Origin of the sequence: Streptomyces sp. NPDC088745, from assembly GCF_044751045.1 — a bacterium.
Classification (GTDB): Bacteria; Actinomycetota; Actinomycetes; order Streptomycetales; family Streptomycetaceae; genus Streptomyces; species Streptomyces cremeus.
In genome coordinates this window covers 877,955-901,454 of sequence record NZ_JBIVLB010000001.1, presented here as the reverse complement: position 1 = coordinate 901,454, position 23,500 = coordinate 877,955, and the positions used below count along the sequence as shown (strand labels likewise).

Genomic DNA, 23,500 nt, shown 5'->3' with positions numbered 1-23,500 from the left:
CCCGGTGCGGGGTTTTTGCATATTTATGCCCCAACTTGCCACCAACACGGGGTTATCAGGTGCTTGCACACAGTGCACATGTCTTGTGATGCTATGACCGCTTTTGACGGATGAGTGCGACGAAGTGTTCGCTCAACGACTGAAAAAGGGGTGGCGTTGACTGTGCCGGCCAGTACTGCTCCGCAAGCACCGCCCCATCAGTCCCACGGACCCCACGAGCCACACGGCCCGCAGAAGCCGCACGGCACACATGAGCTGCACGGCGCACACGAGTCGCACGGCGCAGACGAGTCACCCGGTACACCTGAGCCGCGCGGAGCCGAGACCCCCGGCGAGACGCCCCTCGTCGAGACCGCCGACCGGGAGCCGGGAACGCCCGCGCCGCGCACCCGGGGCGCGGACACCCGCGCCCTCACCCAGGTGCTGTTCGGCCAGCTCAAGGGCCTCACCCCCGGCTCCGGGGAGCACTCCCGGGTGCGGGCCGCGCTGATCGAGGCGAACCTCCCCCTCGTCCGGTACGCCGCCGCGCGCTTCCGCAGCCGCAACGAGCCGATGGAGGACGTCGTCCAGGTCGGCACCATCGGCCTGATCAACGCGATCGACCGCTTCGACCCGGACCGGGGCGTCCAGTTCCCCACCTTCGCGATGCCCACCGTGGTCGGCGAGATCAAGCGCTACTTCCGCGACAACGTCCGCACCGTGCACGTCCCCCGGCGGCTGCACGAGCTGTGGGTGCAGGTCAACGGCGCCACCGAGGACCTCACCACGCTGCACGGCCGCTCCCCCACCACCGCCGAGATCGCCGAACGGCTGCGGATCGGCGAGGAGGAGGTGCTGGCCTGCATCGAGGCCGGCCGCAGCTATCACGCCACCTCGCTGGAGGCCGCCCAGGAGGGCGACGGACTGCCCGGACTCATCGACAGACTCGGTTACGAGGACCCGGCGCTGGCCGGGGTCGAGCACCGCGACCTGGTCCGCCACCTGCTGGTGCAGCTCCCGGAACGCGAGCAGCGGATCCTGGTCCTGCGCTACTACAGCAACCTGACCCAGTCCCAGATCAGCGCCGAGCTCGGCGTTTCCCAGATGCACGTGTCCCGTTTGCTCGCCCGCAGCTTCGCGCGCCTGAGGTCCGCAAATAGGATCGAGGCGTAATCCTCGCGGGTACAACGCGAGGGAAGCTGCGGGGGGAAGAAAAGCCGCACACCCCCTCTTTCCTGCCTGTATTTGTCGACTTGGCGCTACAGCGTGTTGCCGACATGTGACATTCTGCTGGAACCGCGTTTGCCGCAGCTCCGCCGCCGGTATTCAGGTGGAGGCTGCTTCCTTCGACGGGAAGCGTCTGCCGCTACCGTCCGCGACCCTAAGAGGGGGTGGCATGTCCGTAGAACAGGGCAGTTCGAAGGTGCTCATCAAGGATGCGCCCGACATGCTCGACCGCGCTCCGGCGATGACCGCGATCCCGGCCCAGCCCGGGCCCGCGCAGGCGCCGCCGATCGTCTCCCAGCCGGAGGCACTCGACACCCGCACGCTGTCCCGCTCCCTGTTCCTGCGGCTCGCCGTCCTCGACAAGGACAGCCCGGAACGCACGTACGTCCGCGACACCCTGATCGAGCTCAACCTCCCGCTCGTGCGGTACGCGGCGGCCCGCTTCCGCTCGCGCAACGAGCCGATGGAGGACATCGTCCAGGTCGGCACCATCGGCCTGATCAAGGCGATCGACCGCTTCGACTGCCAACGCGGCGTGGAGTTCCCGACGTTCGCGATGCCGACCGTGGTCGGCGAGATCAAGCGCTTCTTCCGCGACACCTCGTGGTCGGTGCGCGTTCCGCGCCGCCTCCAGGAGCTGCGCCTCGCCCTCACCAAGGCCTCCGACGAGCTGGCGCAGAAGCTGGACCGCTCGCCCACCGTGCCCGAACTCGCCGCCGTACTGGGCGTGTCCGAGGACGACGTGGTCGACGGCCTCGCGGTCGGCAACGCGTACACGGCCTCCTCCCTCGACTCGCCCTCCCCCGAGGACGACGGCGGCGAGGGCTCGCTCGCGGACCGCCTGGGCTACGAGGACACGGCCCTGGAGGGCGTCGAGTACCGCGAGTCGCTGAAGCCGCTGCTGGCCAAACTCCCGCCGCGCGAACGGCAGATCATCATGCTGCGCTTCTTCGCGAACATGACCCAGTCGCAGATCGGCGAGGAGGTCGGCATCTCCCAGATGCACGTCTCCCGGCTGCTCACCCGCACGCTCTCGCAACTGCGCGAGGGCCTGATCGCCGACTGAGGCCCCGCCTCACCCGCCCGCCCCGTCCGCGCGAAGCCGTCGGCGGGGCTGGTCATTTGACGCACCGTCAGTGACACTGTCGCGATGCGACGTCAGCATGTGGCAGTGGGGGCCGGCGCTCTCGCGCTGTGCCTGGGCGGCCTGCTGGCCGTCGGCGGCGACGGCGGGGGCGACAAGGGCTTCGTGGCGGTGGGCGCGGCCGGAACGGGCTCCGGGGACGCCCCGACGCGCCCGGTGCCGCCCGAGAGCTCCGTCGAACTGTTCCCGCTGGACGCGCCCGACTCCGGCGGCGGGCCGGGCAGCCGGTCCGGCACCCCGGGCACGCCGGGAACCCCCGGTACGACTGGCCCGAGCGGCACGTCCGGTGCTTCGGGTACATCCGGTACTTCGGGTACGTCGCCGGGCTCGTCCGGCGCCACGGGCTCGGACGCCCCCGCCGGCACCCCGCAGACCCCCGGCGGCAGGCCCACCGCCCCGCCCGGCCCCGGCAGCGAAACCGACACCGGCAGCCCGAAGCCGCCCGCCCCGTCCGGCCCGCCCCCGTCCGGCCCGCCCCCGTCCGGGCCGCTGGCCTCCGCCGAACCGCCCGCGAGCCCCGCCGCGCTGTCCGTCGGCGCGCCCGTGCGGGCGAAGACGGACCGGCGCTGGTGCGAGAAGGTGACGGTGCGGCTGCACAACACGGGCGGAACAGCGGTGCGCTCGGGCGGCGTGACGTTCCGGACGCACATCATCGGGGCGCTCGGCGTCGACTGGGGGGCGCGGACGTCCACCCAGCCTCTCCCCGGCCGGATCGGCCCGGGAGAGGCCAGGAACGTGACGTACACCGTGTGCGTGGACGCCTGGCGGGTGCCGCTGGGCATGCGCGTGGAGACGCGGAAGGTCTCCGCCGCCTGGCAGCAGGGGACGTGACGGAGGGCGGAACGTAAGAGGATCAGCCGAGCGCGAGCCAGGCCACCGCGGCCAGGATCACCACGACGGCGACGATGCCGATGATCAGGCCCGTCTTGGGGCCCGACGACTGTGCCGCCGGCTGCGAGCGCCGCTGCTGCTGCGCGGGCTCCTCGTCCACGAACGCGCGGAACATCTGAGTGCTGCCCGCCGGGTCGTAGTTGCCCTCGGGACCTTGGCCCTGAGGGGCGTGGGGATTGTGTGCCATGCGCGAGACCCTAGCGAAAGGAGGGGTCCGAGCGACACCCCAGGGCCCCTCTCCGCGCAGACCTGCGGCTTCACACCGCCTCCAGGGGCCCTTGACCGGCCGATCACGCAGCCTTTTGGATTCCTTTGCCCGAGAGGCCCGAATTTAACTTGCCTGAAGCAACCAACTAATCCTATCGTTGCCCTAAGCAACAAGATGAGTGACACGACGGACCCGAAGGCTTGCAGGGAGGTGCCATGGCCGCCAAGATCCAGTACGAGGAGCTGGCCCGCCAGCTCAGTGCCATCGGCGCGGTGAAGCGGGGTCTCGGACGCATCCTGCCGCCCGAGTGCCCGCCCGGCTCCGCCGCCGTGCTCACCCTCCTCGACCGGCACGGCGAGATGCGGCTCAGCCGGCTCGCCGAGCTGATGGCGATCGACCTGTCGGTGACCAGCCGCCATGTCGCCCACGTCGCCGAACGCGGCTGGATCGAGCGCTCTCCCGACCCGGGCGACAAGCGCTCCCGCATCCTCCGCCTGACCCCGGACGGCGAGTCCGTCCTGCGCGAGCTGTCCCGGCGCACCACCGAAACCCTCGCCCACACCCTGGGCGACTGGTCCGACGACGAGGTCGGACAGCTCAACGCGATGCTCGCCCGGCTGCGCGACAGCTTCGGCGACTGCCGTTCCTGGCCGCCCGCGCCGCTGGACTGCGCCGCCGCGCTCACCGCCCCCGCACCGGGCGGCGGGGCACTCGTCGCCCCGCGGCCCGCCGCCGGGGCGCTCACGACTTCCGCGATACCCGCAACACCCGCGTAAAGGAAAAGGATTCCATTGGCTACGACCACACCCACCGGTGTGCGGGGCGGCCACGCCAAGCACGGAGCCTCCCCGGCTCCTGCCTCCGACAGCGCCGCTCCGATGACGCACCGCCAGATCATGGAGGCCCTCGCGGGCCTGCTGCTCGGCATGTTCGTCGCGATGCTGTCGTCGACGATCGTGTCGAACGCCCTCCCCGAGATCATCCGCGACCTCGACGGCACCCAGAGCGCCTACACCTGGGTCGTCACCGCCGCCATGCTGTCCATGGCCGTCAGCACCCCGATCTGGGGCAAGATGGCGGACCTGTTCAGCAAGAAGCTGCTGGTCCAGATATCCCTGATCATCTTCGTGCTGGCCTCGGCGCTGGCCGGTCTCTCCCAGAACACCGGCATGCTGATCGGCTTCCGGGTGCTCCAGGGCATCGGCACCGGCGGCCTGGTGGCCCTCTCCCAGATCGTCATCGCCGCGATGATCCCGCCGCGCGAGCGCGGCCGGTACTCCGGTTACATCGGCGCCACCTTCGCGGTGGCCACCGTCGGCGGCCCGCTGCTCGGCGGTGTCATCACCGACACCTCGTGGCTCGGCTGGCGCTGGTGCTTCTACGTCGGCGTGCCGTTCGCGGCGATCGCGCTGGTCATCCTCCAGAAGACGCTGCACCTGCCGGTCAACAAGCGCAAGGTGCGGATCGACTGGTTCGGCGCGTTCTTCCTGGCCGCCTCGGCGTCGCTCCTGATGATCTGGGTGACCCTCGCGGGCAAGAACTACGACTGGAACTCGTGGCAGACGTACACGATGGTCGGCGGTTCGGTCGTCCTCGGCGTCATCTTCGTGATCATCGAGTCCAAGGTCGCCGAGCCCCTCATCCCGCTGCGCTTCTTCCGCAACCGCACCATCGCGCTGACCTCGGCGGCGAGCCTGTTCGTCGGCGTCGCGATGTTCGGTTCGACGGTCTTCCTCTCGCAGTACTTCCAGCTCGCCCGGGACAAGTCGCCGACGATGTCCGGCGTCATGACCATCCCGATGATCGCGGGCCTGTTCCTGTCCTCCACGGTCTCCGGCGCGATCATCACCAAGACCGGCCGCTGGAAGGCCTTCCTGGTCGCCGGTGGCGTCGGCCTGACCGCCGGACTCGGTCTGCTCGCGACCATCGCGTACGACACCGAGTACTGGCAGGTCGCCCTCTGGATGGCGATCCTGGGCCTGGGCCTGGGCATGATGATGCAGAACCTGGTCCTCGCCACGCAGAACCAGGTCAAGCCGCAGGAGCTCGGCGCGGCCAGCTCGCTGGTCGCCTTCACCCGGACCCTCGGCGGCGCGGTCGGCGTCTCCGCGCTCGGCGCGGTGCTCTCCACCCGCATCACGCACTACGTCACGGACGGCCTGGCCGCCCGGAACATCAAGCTCCCGGCCGGCGGCACCGGTGACGGCATCCCCGACATGGACGCCCTGCCCGCGCCGATCCGCACGGTGATGGAGAGCGCGTACGGCGACGGCGTCGCGGACGTCTTCCTCTACGCGGCCCCGTTCGCCCTGGTCGCCCTGCTGCTGGTCGTCTTCGTCAAGGAGGTCGCCCTGAAGTCCGCCAACGACGCGGACAACCCGGCCGCCGCCGTCACGGAGACCCCGGCCACCGCCGCCACCGCCGAGACCCCGGTCGTGGAGGCCACGGCCCACGCGGAGGAGGCTCAGGCGACGCAGCAACTGCCGCCCACCGGGCGGACCCTGCACGGCACGGTCCGTACCGCCGAAGGCGCTTCGGTACGCGGCGCGGCGGTCACCCTCATCTCCCTCGCCGGACGGCAGCTCGGCCGCTCCGTCGCCCGGCCGGACGGGCGGTACGCCCTGGACGCCCCGGCCGCCGGCTCCTACGTCCTGATCGCCTCCGCCGACGGCTTCCAGCCGCAGGCCTCGACGGTCGCCGTCGGGGACGAGCCGATCGCGTACGACATCCTGCTCTCCGGCACCAGCGGCCTCAGCGGTGCGGTCCGCAGCGCGGCCGACGGGTCCGGCGTCCCGGCGGCGATGGTCATCGTGACCGACGTCCGCGGCGACGTCCTGGCCACGGGCACGTCCAGCGAGAGCGGCGAGTTCGCCTTCGCCGAGCTGGTCCCCGGCACGGTCACGGTCGCCGTCAACGCGGCGGGCTTCCGTCCGACGGCGCTGCCGGTCGAGATCGGCGGCACCGGCATCACCCGCATCGAGGCCGTCCTCCAGGCCGGCGCGCTGGTCCAGGGCACGGTCCGGGCGGGCTCCGCCCGGCGCCCGCTTCCCGACGCCCGCGTCACGCTCGTGGACGCGGCGGGCAACGTGGTCGCCACCTCCACCACCGGTGAGGACGGCGCGTACGCCTTCACCGACCTGGACGCGGGCGAGTACACGGTCATCGCGACGGGCTACCCGCCGGTCGCGGGCAACCTGACGGTGGCGGGGCGCGGCGTGGACGCGCACGACATCGAACTCGCCCACCCGGGCGAGTAGTTCAGACCTCCGGCCCGGGGCGCGCGTCGAGCGGAGGCGCGCCCCGGGGCCGGTGGGACGGGGGCGGCGGGCAGGGGACGGCCTGCCGCCCCCCTCTTTTCTTTTCCTTGGGCTTCGGACACGGCAAGGCAGGTAGGCATGGGACTTCACGCACAGGTACGGACCCGGGACGGCTGGGCCGTGCAGCACGCGGTGGTGACCGTCACCGACATGACCGGCACGCAGGTGCTGCGGGCGGCGGCCGACGCGGACGGCGTCGTCACGGACGCGTCCGCGCTGACCCCGGGCCCGTACACGGTCATCGTGACGGCCGTCGGCTACGCGCCGGTGGCCTCGACGGCTCTGGTGACCGCGGCGGGCCGGATCGACGCGGGCAACGTGGTCCTGACGCGTCAGGGCGGGGTGGAACTGCCGCCCCCGGGCACCTGGACCATCGACCCGGTCCACTCCTCCGTGGGCGCGGTCGCCCAGCACCTGGGCATCTCCAGCGTGCGGGGCCGCTTCACCGACTTCTCCGGCCGGATCGAGATCGCCGAGGACATCGAGCAGTCGCGCGTGGAGGCGGTCATCTCCGCGTCCTCCATCGACACCGGCAACGGGATGCGGGACGGCCACCTGAAGTCCCCCGACTTCCTGGACGTCGCGTCCTTCCCCTCCATCACCTACCGCAGCACGGGGCTGGTCCCGGCCGGCCCGGACCGCTGGACGGTACGCGGCGAACTCGCCCTGCACGGGGTGGTCCGCCCCGTCGACCTGGACCTCTCGTACCTGGGTACGGGCCCGGACCCGTGGGGCGGGGTGCGCGCGGCCTTCCACGCGACGGCGGACCTGCGCCGCGACGACTTCGCGATGAACTACAACCAGGTGGTGCAGGCGGGCATCTCCGCCATCGGCGCCACCCTCCGCGTCGAGCTGGACATCCAGTCCGTGCAGGGCGCCGCGCTGCCGGTGGCGTGATCCCGACGGGCCCTGCCGATGGGGCCGGAGCCGGGGCCGGGGCCGGGGGTGTCCGGTCCCGGCCGTCGCACCCGCGGTGCTCAGTCCCGCTGGGTGAAGCGCCCCGGCTCCGGCGGCCGTCCGCCGGTCTGCAGGACGAGTTCGTAGCAGAGCTCGCGGAGCTTGATGTTCCGCCCCTGCGAGGCCCGCCGCAGCACACCGAGAGCCACCTCCGCGGGGCACCGCTGCCGCGCCATGACGATCCCGATCGCCTGGTCGATCACGAAGCGCGACTCCATCGCCGCCCGCAGATCGCGCGCCGCCTCCGTCTCTCTCTCGATCCGTTCCGCGACCGCGACCGCCCCCGCCGCCTGCTCCGCGAAGCGCCGTACGACCTCCTTCTCGCCCCGGAAGGCCCCCGGAGTCCGCGCGTACAGGTTCAGCGCCCCCACCGTGTGCGCCCGCGACTCCGCGTCCGGCACCGTCGACGCCGGCCGCCCCTGCACCGACAGCGGCGCCGCGAACACCGACCGGACGCCCTGCCCGGCGGCCAGCCCGGGGTAGGGGCCCCAGCGCTGCTCGTCCAGCGTGTCGGCGACGTACTTCTCGACGCCGTCCCGCAGGCTGCACACGCACGGTCCGGCATCCACCTCGTACTGCATCGCGTCGAGCGTGAACGCCGCGGCGTCGCTGCTGGCGGTGGTCATCAGCCGCCCGTTCCTGCGCATGGTGACGCTGCACGAGTCGGCGTCGGCCACGGCCCGGACGGCCTGCTCGGTCAGCTCCTGGAGGAAGCGGTCCAGCCCCCTCCAGTCGGTGAGCGCATCGTGCAACGACGCGAGGTCGAAGTCGTGGAGCCGACCCGGTCCTCCCGAGTCCGTGATGGCGTCAGTCGTGTCGGTCATACCTCCGCAGGTGCCCTCTTTCACGCCGGAAACGCTGTGCCGTCACCCACTGTCGTCACTCCGTGGCAGATGCATCGACAATGCGTGACGCGATGTCCCGCAGCTTCACGTTGTTCTGCTGCGAGGCGCTGACCAGGCGGTCGAAGGCCTGCGCGGCGTCGATGCCGAGGCGCCCCATCAGCAGCCCGGTGGCCTGCCCGATGACGTCCCGGGTGTGCATGGCCTCGGTGAGCTGCTCGGTGACGTCGACGGTCTCCAGGGCGATCCCGACGTACGCGGACAGCAGCCGCCCCACGCGCACGACGGCCGGGTCGGCGAACCCGCCCGGCCGCTTCGCGTACAGAGTCAGCACGCTGAACCGGCTCTGGTGCCCGCGCAGCCGCAGGAAGAGCGCGCAGCCCGCGTCCCCGTCGTCGACGACGGACAGCGGCGACAGCCACAACTCCTCGCCCGGCGCCGGCAGTTCGGTCGCGGGTACGTCGTCGGTGGTGGCGAGCGCACGGACGCGGCCGGAGCGTTCGACGACGAAGAGCCCGGCGTGGTCGGTGCCCGGGACCAGGTCGCGGGCGAGCCGGACGGCCGTGCGGGCGGTCTGCTCGCGGCCGTCGGCCTCGTGCAGTTCCACCGCGGCGGCGGCCAGGGCCTCCGCCAGGCCGGCATCGGGGAGCCCGGCGGGAAGCAGGTCGAAATCGACCTGGGCATGTGGAATTTCGGGAATGTCGGACGCAGTCACCACGAACCTCTTCGGCGTGCACGGCGCTGGATACGGCCGTGCCCGGGAGAGCTCCGCAGCACATTCCCGACTGCGAGCAAAGGACGAACAGACTCTATCCGCTTCTGTCCTGCGGCGAAGCAAGCAGGCGACGATCAGCCAGACGCGGACCCCGGTGCGAAGCTTCTGCGGGGATCGCCCGCGTTTCCTCGACCGGCCGCGGCCCGCGTGGTCCAATGAGAGTCCCGGTCAGGAAGCGGCCCCCCGATCACGACGCATCGACAAGGCGTCATCGGACAGGTGACCACTGTGCCCTTCCGCCTCACCCTCAGCGATCTTTCCGGCTCCCCGCACCACCCGCGGTGCACGCTGCTCGTCATGCCCCCCGAGATGGACATCGCGAACTGCGAGGAGCTGTACGGAGCCGTGTGCGATGCCGTGGACTCGCGGCGCGACCTGACGGACGTCCTGGTTCTGGACTTCACCGGGACGTCCTTCACCGACAGCCGCGGCGCCCGCCTGATCTCCGCCACGCGGGAGTACGCGGCAGGGGCGGGCATCGCGCTGCGGCTCGCGGTGGCGGAGGAGGGGGTGGTGCGCCGGGTGGTGACGCTGACGGGCGTACGACGGGACGTGCCGGTGTACGGGTCGGCGGCGGACGCGGTGGCGGGCGAGGAGGAGCTCTGGGACTGGGACTGAGGCGTCGCGGGGGTGCCGCGCGGCGGGGGTTCGGGCGGCTTCGCGGGGCGCCGCTCCTCGGGACGGGGGCGCTTCCGGGCAGGGCTGCTTCCCGGGGCCGGACCGCCTGTCCGGGCGAGGCCGCTGCTGGAGCGGCGGGCCCTCAGGCTCCGGGAGCCCCAGGAACCTCAGGAGCCTCAGCGGCTCCGGCCGGTCCGCCGCGCGTGGCCTCGATGCCCGCGATCAGCACGTCCAGTGAGTACGTGAAGTCCCGCTGGTACATCTCCTCGACCGTGCCACCGCCCCGCGCCGCCATGATCTCCGAGGAGGCGCGGAACAGCTCCGTCTCCTCGATCTCCCCGGCGATCAGCCCCATCGACTCCCGGAACAGCTCGTCCACGCTGAGCCCCGCGTCGGCGGCGAGCCCGCGGAACTGGGCCTCGCTGTTGGCGAATCCGTACACGAACTGGAAGACGGCGGAGATCGCCCCGCCCTGCCGCTCCACCGGGACGCCGCCCTTGCGCATGACCTCGATCGAGGCATGCGAGAACGCCATCATGTGCGGGCCGATGTTGAGGAAGCGGCTGAGCAGGCCGGTCGTCCAGGGGTGGCTGACCAGCATCTCCCGGTAGCTCTGGGCGAGCCGGCGGAGCTGGACGCGCCAGTCGGTGTCGTCGTCGGGGTCGGGCGGGGAGAGTTCGCCGGCCACCCGGTCGAGGGCCAGCTCCAGGAGGTCGTCCTTGTTGGCGACGTACCAGTAGACGGACATCGCGGTGACGCCCAGCTCGGCGGCGAGGCGGCGCATGGAGAACTTCGCGAGGCCCTCCGCGTCGAGCAGGGCGACGGTCGCGGCGGTGATCTTCTCCCGGTCCAGACCGGAGTCCGGATCCCCCTTGCGCGCACCGCCCCCGCTGCCGCGCGGCACCTTGGCGTCCAGCCACACGCTGCGCATTCCGGGCTTCTTGACGCGGTCGTCCGCGGGCACCATGGGCCACACTCCTTGGTTCTGCTGGGGCGGACCGTGGCGTTCCGGTTCCGTCCGGGGCGATGCTATTCAGTATCGGCCCGCGGGGGTACGGGGCGGCGGGGGCGGCGGCTCGGGCCCACGGGGTTGCGGGGGCCCGGCCATGGGGTCACGGGGTCACGGGGTTGCGGGGCGGCCTCGGCCGTGAGGAACGTCCGGCCGTACGGACAGCCCGCGGAGTGCCGCCCCCCGTGCAGGCTTACGAGCAGCGGATCCCGTCGCCCCTCACACCCCGGCCTTGCGAGCGGTGGCCTCCGCCCTCCTGAGCAGCACCGCCGCCAGGAGTCCGCCCGCGAGCACGGCCGCCGCCCCCACCAGTTGGCTGGTCTCCAGCCCGGAGGCGAACGCGTCCCGGACGCGCTCCCGCTCCCCCTCGTCACGGGCCGCCGCCAGCGCCACGGGCAGCGAGACCGCCCCTGCCGCACCCGTGAACAGGGCGGCGAACCGGGAGTTGAGGACCGCGCCGAGGACCGCCACCCCGAGCCCGTTGCCGAACTCGGCGAGGGTGCCGTTGATTCCGGCCCCGACCCCGGCCTTCTCCGGCGGAATGGCGCTCATCAGGGCGTTCGCCATGGCGGGCGCGGCCAGCGCGACGCCGACGCCCATGACCACGAGCCCGACGACCATGCCGCCGTAGCCGTGGCTGTCCGCTCCGCCGAGAACGGCGATCGCCGCGAGCCCCGCCGCGACGCAGCCCATGCCGAGCACGACGGTGCTCGGGGTGCCGAGCCTGGCCAGCACCCGCGCACCGACGCCCGCCAGATTCAGTACGACGACGGTGGCGGCCAGCGGCACGGTCCGCAGCCCCGCCTCCAACGGCGCGTACCCGAGCACGAACTGGAGGTGCTGGGTGAGCAGGAACAGCGACCCCGTCATGCCGAACGCGACCAGGATCGAGCCCGCGACCGCGCCGACGAAGCGCTGGTTGCGGAAGAAGTGCATGTCGAGCATCGGATACGGAATCCGCAGCTCCCACCACACGAACGCGGCCAGCGAAACGAGCCCGGCGGCCGCCGCGCCCAGTACCGGCCCGGAGGACCAGCCGTGCTCGGGCCCGGTGATGATCACGTACACGATCGCCGTCATGCCGACGGTGGAGAGCAGAGCGCCGAGCAGGTCGGGCCGGTCACCGGCCGGATTCTTGGACTCCGGTACGAGTGCGAGGACCGCGACCAGTGCGAGCAGCGCGACCGGGATGTTGATGAGGAAGATCGCGCCCCACCAGAAGTGTTCGAGCATGATGCCGCCGACCAGCGGCCCCGAGGCGAAGCCGAGCATGGCGACGGTGGACCACAGGCCGATCGCCTTGACGCGCTCCTTCTCGTCGAAGATCTGCACGACGACGGCGAGGGTGGTGGTCATCAGCAGCGCGCCGCCGACGCCCATCCCGGCGCGTGCGGCGATCAACTGTGCGGAGGTCTGCGCGAGTCCGGCCGCGAGCGACCCGATCCCGAACAGGGCGAGCCCGGCGGCCAGGAGCTTCTTGCGGCCGTAGCGGTCGGCCGAGCTGCCCGCGGTGAGCAGCAGGCCGGACTGGACGAGCGCGTACGCGTTGATCATCCACTGGATGTCGGTGCTGGAGGCGTGGAGCTCGGCGGTGAGGGAGGGGATGGCGACGTTCAGGACGGTGTTGTCGAGCAGCACGGTGAGCTGCGCGAGACAGATGACGCCGAGGATCAGCCAGCGCTGGGGATGCCCCTGGGGCGACGCGACGGGCGGAACGGCGGACGGGTTTCTGTCGGTGGTCGTCGTTGCCACGACGGGGCTCCTCTACGGTGTACAGGCTGACGCTCTACACCGTATAGGAAGGTCTTGTACACCGTAAAGGAAATATGCCCGGGCCCCGCGCGCACGACGCTCGGCGGTGCTGTGAACGCGGCGGCACGCAGCACTCGGGGGTGCCCTGGATGCGGCGGCGCACAGCACTCGGGGGCGCTCGGCACGCGGCAACGCTCGGCGCTCGGCGCTCGGCGCTCGGCGGGCCGGCATTCCGCGCTCGGCGGCGCTTGTACACGGCAGCGCTCGACGCGCGGAATGCCCAGCAGGTGGGGGCGTTCGGCACGCGGCACGCGGCACGCGACAACGCTCAGCGTTCGGGCGGCACTCAGTGCTCGGCGGCGCGCTTCACGCGGCAGCGCTCGACGCACGGAACGCCCAGCAGGCGGGGGTGTTCGGCGGCGGTGACACGCGGCGGCGGCATTCGGCACGCGGCAACGCTCGGCGGCGTTCGGCACGTGACAAGGGGCGGCGTTCGGCACGCGCAGCACGCGGCAGCACGCGGCACGCTCAGCGCACATTGAAGCCCGGCGGCGTTCGGCACGCGGCCACGAGCGGCGTTCGGCACGCGTAGCACGCGGCAGCACGCGGCGATGCTCAGCGCTCGACGGCACGCAACACCCGACAACGCCCGCCGCCCGGCGGCACTGAGCACCCGGCACCACCCGCCGCCCGCCACCCGCCGCCCGGAGACACTCAGCACCCGGCACCACCCGTCACCCGCCGCCCGGCGGCGTTCGGCACGCGGCCACGAGCGGCGTTCGGCACGCGCAGCACGCGGCAGCACGCGGCGATGCTCAGCGCTGGACGGCACGCAGGCAGCACCCGACAACGCCCGCCGGCCGGCGGCACTGAGCACCCGGCACCACCCGCCGCCCGCCACCCGCCGCCCGGAGGCACTCAGCACTCGCCGGCGCTCACCCGCCCGGCCTGATCAGATACCCGGCTCCGCGCCGCGTGTGGATCATCGGCGGCCGCCCCGCGTCGATCTTCTTCCGCAGATACGAGATGTAGAGCTCGACCACATTGGCCTGCCCCCCGAAGTCGTAGTTCCAGACCCGGTCCAGGATCTGCGCCTTGCTCAGCACCCTCCGCGGATTCCGCATCAGGAACCGCAACAGCTCGAACTCGGTCGCCGTGAGCCGCACTTCGGCCTCCCCCCGCCACACCTCGCGGCTGTCCTCGTCCAGCCGCAGGTCCCCGACCACCAGCTCCGAGTCCGGCCGTGCGACCACCCACCCGCCCCCGCTGCGCCGGATCAGCCCCCGCAGCCGCGCCACGACCTCCTCCAGGCTGAACGGCTTGGCGACGTAGTCGTCGCCGCCCGCGGTGAGCCCGGCGATCCGGTCCTCCACCGCGGCCCGCGCCGTCAGGAACAGCACGGGCACGTCCGGCAGGTCCGCCCGGACCCGCCGCAGCACGTCCAGCCCGTCCATGTCGGGCAGCGTCACATCCAGTACGACCGCGTCCGGCCGGAAGACCCGCGCGGCCCGCACCGCCGCCGCCCCGTCCCCGGCACTCCGGGTCTCCCACCCCTCGTACCGCAGCGTCATGCACAGCAGTTCCGCAAGCGGAGCCTCTCCGTCCACCACCAGCACGCGGACGGCACCACCGCCGCCGCCACCACCAACGCCGACCCGCTCACCCACCGGCCTGCGCCCCTGCTCGCCCACCCGGGGCCCACTCACTGTCGTCCGCATGGCCCCACCCTCACCGCGAACGGTGAGAGCCCCCTTGCCCGTTCCTGTGAATCCCCTGAGAAGAACGTCCCCGGAACGCCCCCCTTCCCCGGAATAGCCCCGCCGACCTGCCCGTTAGCCCCCACATGACTTCCGACTCCCACCGCTCCCGCCTCTCCCGTACGCACGGCCGCCTCGGCATCTGGCACGGGGCCCTCCGCTCCCCCGAGCCGCAGGACCCGCTGGAACTCACCGACGCGGTCACGGAGTTGGAGGACCTCGGATACGGAACGGTCTGGTCCGGCGGCAACCCGTCCCTCGACGACGTGGCCCCGCTCCTCGAAGCGACGGACCACCTCAAGGTCGCCACCGGCATCGTCAGCATCTGGCAGCACACGGCCGAGGACGTGGCGGCGACGGCAGCCGCCTACGAACGGCGCTACCCCGGCCGTTTCGTCCTGGGCCTCGGCGTGAGCCACGACGCGCTCGCCCCGCAGTACGCCCGCCCGTACTCGGCGATGACCGCCTACCTCGACGCCCTCGACCGGGCGGCGACCCCGCTCCCCGCGGAGCGCCGCATCCTCGCCGCCCTCGGCCCGAAGATGCTGAAGCTGGCCTCGTCCCGGGCCGTCGGCGCACACCCGTACCTGGTCACCCCGGCCCACACCGCGCAGGCCCGCGAGGCCCTCGGCCCCGACGCCTTCCTGGCCCCGGAGCTGACGGTCGTCCTCAACCCCGACCTGGCCGAGGCCCGCACGACCGCCCGCGCGATGCTCGCCCGCTACCTCGCCCTCCCCAACTACACCAACAACCTCCTCCGCCTCGGCTTCACGGAGGCCGACTTCGCGGACGACGGCAGCGACCGCCTCCTCGACGCCCTCTTCGCGCTGGGCGACGAGGACCGCGTCCGCGCCAAGGCGGAGGAGTTCTACGCGGCCGGCGCCGACCACCTCGCCCTCCAGGCCCTGCCCCCGGCCGGCGCCCCCGTCGGCGCCCTCCCCCGCGAGGAGTGGCGAGCCCTGGCCAAGGCCCTCCTCTAGCCGCTGCTCAAGAACCGGCGTCCCCGCGGCCACCCCTCCCCCAGCCGGAGCCGCTCCAGCGCCTCCGGCTGGCGCGGGGACCCGTACGGAACACGCAGAAAGCCGCTCCCCAACAACCCTCTGCGTCCCCACCCCCCTCGGGAAACGGCACCAACCCCCGTACGCCCCTACTGGCCCCGGAAACGCCCCGTGCGCGGGAGTCCCCCCAGGCACGACGGCCACTCTTCACCCCGGATGCCGCACCACCACCTCCCCCACCGACCCCGCCCCGGTGAACTTCCCCCGCACAGGCCCGGACCCTCCCTGCCCCACCACCGGCACCCCGACCCCGATCAATCCCCCACCCCCCACACAAAGCCCCTCAGAACAACCCCTCCTGCACCCCCGCCTCCCCCTCCACAGCCTTCACGGGCACCGTCACCCCACCCCCCGCATCCCCCTTCTCCAGCACCCACCCCGCCACCAGCCGGCTGTCCACCACAACCACCCCAGCCCCAGCCCCGGCCCCCGGCACCTCCACATGCACATCCGGCCCCGCCACCGCCACGACTCTCCCCGCGACACACCCCCCGCTCACCAGCTCCCGCACCACCCCCACGGCCCCCGCCAAGCCGTCCAGCCCAAAAACCCCCGCGTAGTCGACGACCTCGCACCCCACCACCGCCAACGCCTCCGGCCAGCCCGCCAGCTCCACGGCCCGCGCATGCAGCTCCCGCACCTCCGCCGCCCGCTCCGCCGCTCCCGGCAACGCGGCCCGCACCGCCCGCTTCTTCGCGTACGAGATCCGGTCCGGGACCCCGAGCCCCGCCCGCAGCAGCTCCTCGCAGCGCCGCGCCGCCATCAACGGCCCCCGCCCGAGCAGGCTGAACGCCACCGCCCCCTGCTCCAGCAGCCGCGCCGACCCCCGGTCCTCCCTGGTGATCCCCACCTTCACCATCCCCGGCCCGAACCACGCCAGGTACACCGCATACGGCCGCGGATCATCGGCCATCGTGTCCGCCGCCACCGACCGCGACCGGTCCAGCCGCGCGCACTCCCCGCACTGCGCCTGCGTGGCCCGCCCCGCCACGACAGCACGCAGGGGGCACGGATTCCCCCGCACCCCCACGCACCGCCGCTCCCCGACCACCCGGAACCCGATCTCCCGCCCGTACGAGACGGTCCCCCCGGCCCCCGCCCCGTACGACAACGGACTGACCGGCCCGCCCCCGCCCGCGGCCCCGCCCCCGGCCTCCGCCTCCCACCGCAGCCCCGGCACCCCGCCGGCCCAGCTCAGCCCGGCACTCCGCCACTCGCGCCGCCCCGCCCGCTCCCTCTCCATACCGCCAGTGTGTCCTCCACCACTGACAACGCCCCGGCTCCCGCCGGCCAGCCGAACCCCGAACACGAAGAAGCCCCCCGGACTCCGTCCGGGGGGCTTCCCTCACTGTGCACTCGGCAGGATTCGAACCTGCAACCTTCTGATCCGTAGTCAGATGCTCTATCCGTTAAGCTACGAGTGCTTGTCGCTGTGCTTCCGGGCCGTTTTCCGCCCCGTCGGCGTTGCAAGAAGAACATTACATGACCTGCGCCGTCATGCGAAATCCATTCCGCACACCCGGCCTGACCTGCACAAACACTCGGACGAGTGACGGGCGCGTCGCGTCGGGCGCAGTCGCGCCCGGCGATCACTTCCGGAAACCGGGCCCCGCCGCCCGGACCGGTCCCGGGAACGACCGAAGCCCCGGTCCTGGAGGACCGGGGCTTCGATGGTGCTGGCGGAGGCGGAGGGATTTGAACCCTCGATGGGCTTTAAGACCCAAACCGCATTAGCAGTGCGGCGCCATAGACCGGACTAGGCGACGCCTCCAGCACGACCCACACACGCCAGCGCTTGCGCGTTCGCGAGTAGGTGCGTTGCAGATGATGGCACAGCATTGCGCGGTGTCACCAATCGCACCCCACGGTACTAGGCGACCGGGCGGCAGGGCAAAGCACTTGTGACGGCCCGGCGGGGCGTTTCGCCGCGAAGATCCACTTCGTGCCGGCGCAGTGCGGGGGCCGGGTCGGGCGACGGGCGACGGGCGACGCATGATCGTCGGCGCATCACCGCGAAGATCCACTTCAGCCGCGGGGGAGGCTCCGCGGCGACTCCCCGTCATCCGCCGTCACGCCCGCATCCCCAGCCTTTAGACTCCTTCCAGTGACAACGCGCGGCCCGAGGGGAAAAATTGAGGCCGCCGGAGGGTCACCGACTGGGCAAAATGCAGTAATTCAGGGAGGAACCGTCGTCGTGAGCAGCAGGCCATTCCGAGGCGCTGCTCGCCTCGCAGCGATACTCGACGCTCTCCCGGACGGGCTTCTGCTCGTCAATTGCAACGGGACCGTGGTCAACGCCAACACCATCGCCCTGGAGACCTTCGAGGCCCCGGGCACCGCGCTGGTCGGACGCGGACTGCTCGACCTCTTGCCGGAGTTCGACTCCAAGCTGATCCCCGGGTCCATGCGCCGCCCCTCCGGGGTCGACCCGCAGGGCCGCACCAAGCCGGCCCGGATGACCGCCCGACGCACCGACGGCAGCCAGTTCCCCGTCGAGGTCACCAGCGCCAACCTGGAGGACGGGCGGGACGCCTTCTCCGCCGAGCGCCCGGCCGGCGCCACCTCCCTCACCGGTGACGAACTGCTCATGCTGGTCGTACGGGACCTTTCGGGCACCGTCGACACCGAGGCCGAACTGGCCCGTTCCCAGCGGCAGACCGAGATGATCCTGCGCGCCGCCTCCGAGGGCGTGGTAGGGACCGACACCGAGGGCCGCATCGTCCTCGCGAATCCGGCCGCCGCGCAGATCCTGGGCTACCGGGCCAGCGACCTGGGCGGCAAGGAGCTGCACGCGCTCGCCGTGCACTCGCGGGCGGACGGGACGCCGTTCCCGTACGAGGAGTCCCCGCTCGCCGACACCCTGAAGTCCGGGCGCAAGCACCGGGTGCGCGGCCAGGTGCTGTGGGCGAAGAGCGGCAAGCAGGTGCCGGTCGACCTGACGACCGCCCCCGTGCGCGACGGCGAGCAGTTGGTGGGCGCGGTCATGACATTCGCCGACCGCCGCGCGTACGAGGAGCAGGCGGCCCAGCACGCCGAGGAGCTGGGGCGGCTCACGTCCGAGCACGCCGCCGTCGTGGAGCGGATGACCTCCGAGCACGCCGAGGAGCTGTCCGCCACGCGCGAGCGGTACGACGCCGAGGTCGCGCTCGGTCAGGAGCGGTACGAGGAACTGGCCGACCGGCACACCCAGTTGAGCGCGGTGCTCGGCGGCTCCCTGCGCGGCCCCCTGGAGGAGCTGCGGGGCGAGCTGGGCACGCTGGCCGCCGACCCGGCCGGACAGCTCTGGCCCGAGGCCAACCAGGTGCTGCACCACCTGGCCGCCGGATACGCCCGGATGACGACGCTGGTCGACAACGTGCTCGGCTTCCAGCGCCTGGCCTCCGGCGTCGAGCCGCTGGTCAAGGCGAACGTCCTGGTGGACGGGATCGTCGCGGCGGCCGTCGAGGGCGCGGTCGAGCTGATCGGCCCGGGGCGTGCCCAGTTCGCGGTGCACGCGCCCGCCATAGAGGCCGAGGTGGACGGCGTGCGTCTGGCCACCGCCCTGGCCCACCTGGTGGCGGACGTCGCCGGGGTGGACTCCACCGGCAAGGTGGCCCCGGCAGCGGCGCCGGCCGGCGGCTACGTCGACTCGACGATCGTGGTGGCGGCCGCCCAGCGCGGCGAGGTCGTGCGGTTCGAGGTGCGCGGCCCGTACCCGGGCGGCGACCCGGTGCACGAGCCGATCGTGCGGGGCATCGTCCAGGCGCACGGCGGCGTGCTCCAGACGCACGAGGTGCCCGGCATGACCGGCAGCGCGTACGTCCTGGAGGTGCCGATCGGTGACGGCTCCGGTTCCGGGGCCGCCCGGGAGCCGAAGACGGAGCCGCAGCCGGAGACGGAGACGGCGCCTGTCGCGGAAGCCGCCGTGCCCGCCCAGCAGTCCGGCGGCCGACGCGCCCGGAGGTCCTCCACCGACGCCTTCCTCGATGTCGAGGAGAGCGCCCCGGAGGCCCCCGGCGCACCCCCGGAGGCCGCGCCCGGCACGGCCGCCCCCAGCGGGCGGCGCAGGGCCCGTCGCGGCCCCGCCGACGAGCAGCCCGAGCTGATCCCGGCCCAGGGCACCGGCGAGGGCACGGGCGGCACGGGCCGCAGGCGCGGCCGTCCGAGCCCCGGCGAGGAGCCCGCACCGGCCTCCGCGAACGACGGCGCCGGTACGAGCACGACAAGCGCGGGAGGCTCCGGTACCGACGCCCCCGCGCCCGGCACCGGTCAGGCACTCGCGCTGCCGGGCCCGACCAGGCCCGCCGACCCGACCGGCACACATGGTGCCTCCGGTGCCGCTGCCGGTCCTGCCGAGGGTTCCGTCGTGACGGCCGGTGAAGGCGCCGCCGGGCGTGCCGCGCTCGGTGAGACCGTGCCGCCGCAGGGCGTGCCCCCGCACTCCGTTCCCGCGCAGGGGCTCCCCGCGCAGGGACTTCCGGCTCCGGGACTCCCCGCGCAGAGCACCGCCGAGGCGCCCCGTCGTGCCCCTGCCCCTGCCCCGCACGAGGGCGGCGGCATGCCCGCGCTGCCGCCCGCCCCCGCCGCCCCCGGCCGGCGGCCGGGTGCGGACGGCTCCGCCATGCCCGACGCCCGTACCGAGGGCGGTGCCGGCGCGGGTGCGGACGACACCTCCGGGCAGGAGCAGGTGCTCGCGTCCGCCGGGGCCGCCCGTGCCCAGGCCGGGGGCGGCCGTCGCGCCCGGCGTGCGCTGGCCACCGCCCCGGCCGAGCCCGAGGAGGCGCGGAGCCCGTTCGCGCTGCCGCCCGCCGAGGCGGACCGGGTTCCCGGACGGCCCGGTGACGTACCGCAGGAGCGGTCCGCGCAGGGTGTGCCGGGCGGCTGGCCGACGCCGTCCGCCGACGTGGCCAACCCGCAGGTCCCGCAGAACCCCCAGAACCCGCAGAACCTCCAGAACGCCCCGAGCCCGCAGGCCCCGCAGAACGCCCCGCACCCGCCGGGCCACCCGGCGCCGCAGGCGCAGCCGCTCCCGGCCGAGTCCCCGCACTCCACCCAGGGGCGTGCCTTCAGCGTGCGGACGCTCGGACAGGGCGCGCCGTTCTCGCAGCAGATCGCCCAGCAGCAGAACCAGGTGCTGGGCTCGGGCCGCCGCCGCAAGCTGGCGGCCCCCACCGAGGCCGAACGTCCGGCGGCCGCCGCACTCGCCGGGGCGGCCGAGGCGGAGCCCGAGGCCCGTCCGCACCCGCAGAGCGCCCAGCACACCCCGACCGGCGGCACGCCCACCGGACCGGCCGCCCCGCAGCAGCACCAGCAGCTCATCCCGGAGGCCTCCGAAGGGCGTGCGTACGCCATAGACGCCCCCGACGAGGGCAGCGAGGGCCCGGAGCCGCTGGACGGACCGGGCGGCGCGGTGGAGGTCTCCAACCGGCCCGTGCCGCAGCCCGTGGACGACGAGCTGCCCCCGGAGCCGCTGGACAACCCGCGCCGGCTGCTGGTGTGGCCCGCGCCGGACGTCTCCACGGAGCAGGCACTCAGCGACCGCGGCTACCGGCCGGTGATCGTGCACTCCCGCGAGGAGGTCGACGCACAGATCGCGGCGTTCCCCGCCGCCCTGTTCGTGGACCCGCTGACCGGGCCCATCACCCGTACCGCGCTCCAGTCGCTGCGTCAGGCGGCCGTCGCGGCGGAGGTGCCCGTGCTGGTCACCGCCGGACTCGGGCAGGCGACGCGTGAGGCGGCGTACGGGGCGGACCCGGCCGTGCTGTTGAAGGCGCTCGCACCGCGCGACAGTGAGCAGCACCCGCCGCGCGTTCTGCTGATCGAGGAGCACGAGGAGATCGCGCAGGCGCTGACCGCGACGCTGGAACGGCGGGGCATGCAGGTCGCACGCGCCGCGACGGACACCGAGGCGGTCAACCTGGCCACCCAGATGCGGCCGAACCTGGTCGTGATGGACCTGATGCTGGTACGCCGCCGCCGGGCGGGCATCGTCGACTGGCTGCGTGCCAACGGGCAGTTGAACCGCACCCCGCTGGTCGTCTACACGTCCGCCGGACTCGACCAGGCACAGCTGCCGAGGCTGTCCTCGGGCGAGACGGTGCTCTTCCTGGCGGAACGGTCCACAAGCGCAGAGGTACAGGGCCGGATCGTGGACCTGCTGGCGAAGATCGGCACCAACTGACGTACGGAGAGGGATGTTTCACGTGAAACATCCACTTCCGGGGTGGCCTTCGGCGGTGTTTCACGTGGAACACCACGAGGGCCGGGGCGGTGTTCCACGTGAAACACCGCCCCGGCCCTCGCCGCCCGCTCAGAGCTGGGTGACCTCCAGCTCCCCGTCCGCGTAGCTCTTGCGGATCACCTTCTTGTCGAACTTGCCCACGCTGGTCTTCGGCACCGCCGGAATCAGCGCCCAGCGCTCGGGAAGCTGCCACTTGGCGATGCTCTGCGCGAGGAAGTCGCGCAGATCGGTGTACGAGACCGTGGCGCCCTCGGTGAGGACCACGGTGGCCAGCGGGCGCTCGCCCCAGCGCTCGTCCGGGACGGCCACGACGGCGGCCTCGGCGACCTCGGGGTGGGCCATCAGGGCGTTCTCCAAATCCACGCTGGAGATCCACTCGCCGCCGGACTTGATGACGTCCTTGGCCCGGTCGGTGAGGGTGAGGAAGCCTTCCGGGCTGATGACGCCGACGTCGCCGGTCTTCAGCCAGCCGTCCTCGCTGACCTTGTCCTCGGGGCGGAAGTTCTCGCCGCCCGCGCCGCCGTAGTAGGAGCCCGCGATCCAGGCGCCGCGCACCTCCAGCTCACCGGCGGACTCGCCGTCCCAGGCCAGGACTTCGCCGGACGGGCCGACCAGCCGCGCCTCGACGCTCGCCGGGAGGCGGCCCTGGGTGATGCGGTACGGCCACTCCTCCTCGGGGGTGAGCCCGGCCGGAGGCCGTGCCATGGTGCCCAGCGGGGACGTCTCGGTCATGCCCCAGGCATGGCAGAGGCGGACGCCCAGCCTGTCGTACGCCTCCATGAGGGCCGGCGGGCAGGCCGAGCCGCCGATGGTGACCTGGGCCATGGAGGACAGGTCGCGCGGGTTCGCGGTGACCTCGGCGAGGAGGCCCTGCCAGATGGTGGGCACCGCGGCGGCGTGCGTGGGGCGCTCGCGCTCGATCATCTCGGCGAGCGGGGCGGGCTGGAGGAAGCGGTCGGGCATCAGCATGTTGATGCCGGTCATGAAGGTGGCGTGCGGCAGGCCCCAGGCGTTCACGTGGAACTGCGGGACGACGACGAGGGTGGTGTCCTGGTCGGTGAGGCCCATGGACTCGGCCATGTTGACCTGCATGGAGTGCAGGTAGATGGAGCGGTGGGAGTAGGCGACGCCCTTGGGCTCCCCGGTGGTGCCGGAGGTGTAGCAGAGGGCCGCGGCGGAGCGCTCGTCGATGTCCGGCCAGTCGAAGGTGGTCGGGCGGTCCGCTATCAGCTCCTCGTACTCGTGGACCTGGGGGTCGCACCCGTCGAGGAGGGACCGGTCTCCGGGGCCCGCGACGACCACGTGCTCGACGGTCGGCAGGTGCGGAAGGAGCGGGGCGAGCAGGGGCAGCAGGCTGCCGTTGGCGATGACCACGCGGTCGGCGGCGTGGTTGACGATCCAGATCAGTTGCTCGGGGGGAAGGCGCAGGTTGAGGGTGTGCAGCACCGCGCCCATGGAGGGGATCGCGAAGTACGCCTCGACGTGCTCGCCGTTGTTCCACATCAGGGTGGCGACCCGCTGGTCGCCGACGACGCCGAGTTCGTCGCGCAGGGCGTTCGCCAGGCGGACGGCGCGCTCGCCTGTCTCCGCGAAGCTGCGGCGCTGCGGCTCCGCCTCGCCGGTCCAGGTCGTGATCTGCGACTTCCCGTGAATGGTCATCCCGTGCTGCAGGATGCGGGTCACGGTCAGCGATACGTCCTGCATGGTGCTGAGCACGGCGTCCTCCCGATGGGCGCGCGAAAAGGC

The 23,500-nt window shown here is 72.8% G+C and carries 17 protein-coding genes and 2 tRNA genes; 9 read left to right on the top strand and 10 right to left on the bottom strand.

The annotated features are described in order from the left end of the window. Window positions 1-162: 162 nt before the first annotated feature. From ACIP93_RS04075 to ACIP93_RS04065, 3 genes are all read left to right on the top strand, one after another. Complete coding sequence (locus ACIP93_RS04075; protein ID WP_345220673.1) at window positions 163-1,152, top strand: SigB/SigF/SigG family RNA polymerase sigma factor; 990 nt, start codon at window positions 163-165, stop codon at window positions 1,150-1,152. A 223-nt stretch (window positions 1,153-1,375) separates the two neighbouring features. Next, window positions 1,376-2,272 (top strand): RNA polymerase sigma factor SigF, encoded by an 897-nt coding sequence (locus ACIP93_RS04070; protein ID WP_345220675.1) that lies wholly within the window; start codon window positions 1,376-1,378, stop codon window positions 2,270-2,272. 84 nt (window positions 2,273-2,356) lie between these two features. Further along, window positions 2,357-3,181 carry a hypothetical protein gene (locus tag ACIP93_RS04065; protein WP_401755380.1) on the top strand — a complete coding sequence of 275 codons (825 nt, stop codon included), beginning with the start codon at window positions 2,357-2,359 and terminating at the stop codon, window positions 3,179-3,181. A 22-nt stretch (window positions 3,182-3,203) separates the two neighbouring features. Here ACIP93_RS04065 and ACIP93_RS04060 read toward each other — a convergent pair whose 3' ends face one another. Further along, the gene (locus tag ACIP93_RS04060; protein WP_189822633.1) at window positions 3,204-3,428 is read right to left on the bottom strand and encodes a hypothetical protein; all 225 of its coding nucleotides are present in this window, start codon (window positions 3,426-3,428) and stop codon (window positions 3,204-3,206) included. 236 nt (window positions 3,429-3,664) lie between these two features. Here ACIP93_RS04060 and ACIP93_RS04055 point away from each other — a divergent pair, with 236 nt between their 5' ends. From ACIP93_RS04055 to ACIP93_RS04045, 3 genes are all read left to right on the top strand, one after another. Further along, the gene (locus tag ACIP93_RS04055; protein ID WP_345220679.1) at window positions 3,665-4,225 is read left to right on the top strand and encodes a MarR family transcriptional regulator; all 561 of its coding nucleotides are present in this window, start codon (window positions 3,665-3,667) and stop codon (window positions 4,223-4,225) included. A gap of 15 nt (window positions 4,226-4,240) precedes the next feature. Further along, the gene (locus ACIP93_RS04050; RefSeq protein ID WP_401755377.1) at window positions 4,241-6,706 is read left to right on the top strand and encodes an MFS transporter; all 2,466 of its coding nucleotides are present in this window, start codon (window positions 4,241-4,243) and stop codon (window positions 6,704-6,706) included. 138 nt (window positions 6,707-6,844) lie between these two features. Continuing rightward, window positions 6,845-7,663: a YceI family protein gene (locus tag ACIP93_RS04045; RefSeq protein ID WP_401755374.1), complete on the top strand. Its 819-nt coding sequence runs from the start codon at window positions 6,845-6,847 to the stop codon at window positions 7,661-7,663. Between the two features lie 80 nt (window positions 7,664-7,743). On the opposite strand, the gene ACIP93_RS04040 is transcribed toward ACIP93_RS04045, so the two are convergent. Together ACIP93_RS04040 and ACIP93_RS04035 are read right to left on the bottom strand one after the other, a co-directional pair. Further along, window positions 7,744-8,547, bottom strand: coding sequence for a GAF and ANTAR domain-containing protein (locus ACIP93_RS04040; protein WP_345220685.1), 804 nt, complete (start codon window positions 8,545-8,547; stop codon window positions 7,744-7,746). Between the two features lie 55 nt (window positions 8,548-8,602). Then, on the bottom strand, window positions 8,603-9,280 hold the full coding sequence (locus ACIP93_RS04035; protein WP_401755371.1) for an ANTAR domain-containing protein: 678 nt from the start codon (window positions 9,278-9,280) through the stop codon (window positions 8,603-8,605). A gap of 279 nt (window positions 9,281-9,559) precedes the next feature. Between ACIP93_RS04035 and ACIP93_RS04030 the strand changes: the two genes are divergently transcribed. Further along, window positions 9,560-9,958, top strand: a complete 399-nt coding sequence (locus tag ACIP93_RS04030) for an STAS domain-containing protein (RefSeq protein WP_345220689.1) — start codon at window positions 9,560-9,562, stop codon at window positions 9,956-9,958. Window positions 9,959-10,100: 142 nt separating this feature from the next. Here ACIP93_RS04030 and ACIP93_RS04025 read toward each other — a convergent pair whose 3' ends face one another. From ACIP93_RS04025 to ACIP93_RS04015, 3 genes are all read right to left on the bottom strand, one after another. After that, the gene (locus ACIP93_RS04025) at window positions 10,101-10,925 is read right to left on the bottom strand and encodes a TetR/AcrR family transcriptional regulator C-terminal domain-containing protein (RefSeq protein ID WP_345220692.1); all 825 of its coding nucleotides are present in this window, start codon (window positions 10,923-10,925) and stop codon (window positions 10,101-10,103) included. A 261-nt stretch (window positions 10,926-11,186) separates the two neighbouring features. Then, a complete protein-coding gene (locus ACIP93_RS04020; RefSeq protein WP_345220694.1) occupies window positions 11,187-12,719 on the bottom strand; it encodes an MFS transporter in 1,533 nt (510 codons plus the stop codon). A gap of 935 nt (window positions 12,720-13,654) precedes the next feature. Further along, window positions 13,655-14,437 carry a response regulator transcription factor gene (locus tag ACIP93_RS04015; RefSeq protein WP_401755366.1) on the bottom strand — a complete coding sequence of 261 codons (783 nt, stop codon included), beginning with the start codon at window positions 14,435-14,437 and terminating at the stop codon, window positions 13,655-13,657. A 125-nt stretch (window positions 14,438-14,562) separates the two neighbouring features. Between ACIP93_RS04015 and ACIP93_RS04010 the strand changes: the two genes are divergently transcribed. Next, the gene (locus ACIP93_RS04010; RefSeq protein ID WP_345220699.1) at window positions 14,563-15,456 is read left to right on the top strand and encodes an LLM class F420-dependent oxidoreductase; all 894 of its coding nucleotides are present in this window, start codon (window positions 14,563-14,565) and stop codon (window positions 15,454-15,456) included. A 361-nt stretch (window positions 15,457-15,817) separates the two neighbouring features. Here ACIP93_RS04010 and ACIP93_RS04005 read toward each other — a convergent pair whose 3' ends face one another. The 3 genes from ACIP93_RS04005 to ACIP93_RS03995 all read right to left on the bottom strand — a co-directional run bounded on the left by ACIP93_RS04005 (window position 15,818) and on the right by ACIP93_RS03995 (window position 17,305). Continuing rightward, complete coding sequence (locus ACIP93_RS04005; RefSeq protein WP_401755363.1) at window positions 15,818-16,777, bottom strand: DUF2797 domain-containing protein; 960 nt, start codon at window positions 16,775-16,777, stop codon at window positions 15,818-15,820. A gap of 108 nt (window positions 16,778-16,885) precedes the next feature. Beyond that, window positions 16,886-16,958 (bottom strand) — tRNA-Arg (locus tag ACIP93_RS04000). A 253-nt stretch (window positions 16,959-17,211) separates the two neighbouring features. Beyond that, window positions 17,212-17,305, bottom strand: a tRNA-Ser gene (locus ACIP93_RS03995). Between the two features lie 423 nt (window positions 17,306-17,728). On the opposite strand from ACIP93_RS03995, the gene ACIP93_RS03990 reads away from it, so the two are divergent. Beyond that, on the top strand, window positions 17,729-21,694 hold the full coding sequence (locus ACIP93_RS03990) for a PAS domain-containing protein (protein ID WP_401755360.1): 3,966 nt from the start codon (window positions 17,729-17,731) through the stop codon (window positions 21,692-21,694). A gap of 129 nt (window positions 21,695-21,823) precedes the next feature. Here the strand turns inward: ACIP93_RS03990 and ACIP93_RS03985 are convergent, their stop codons facing one another. Then, on the bottom strand, window positions 21,824-23,470 hold the full coding sequence (locus ACIP93_RS03985; RefSeq protein ID WP_401755357.1) for a long-chain fatty acid--CoA ligase: 1,647 nt from the start codon (window positions 23,468-23,470) through the stop codon (window positions 21,824-21,826). Window positions 23,471-23,500 lie beyond the last annotated feature (30 nt).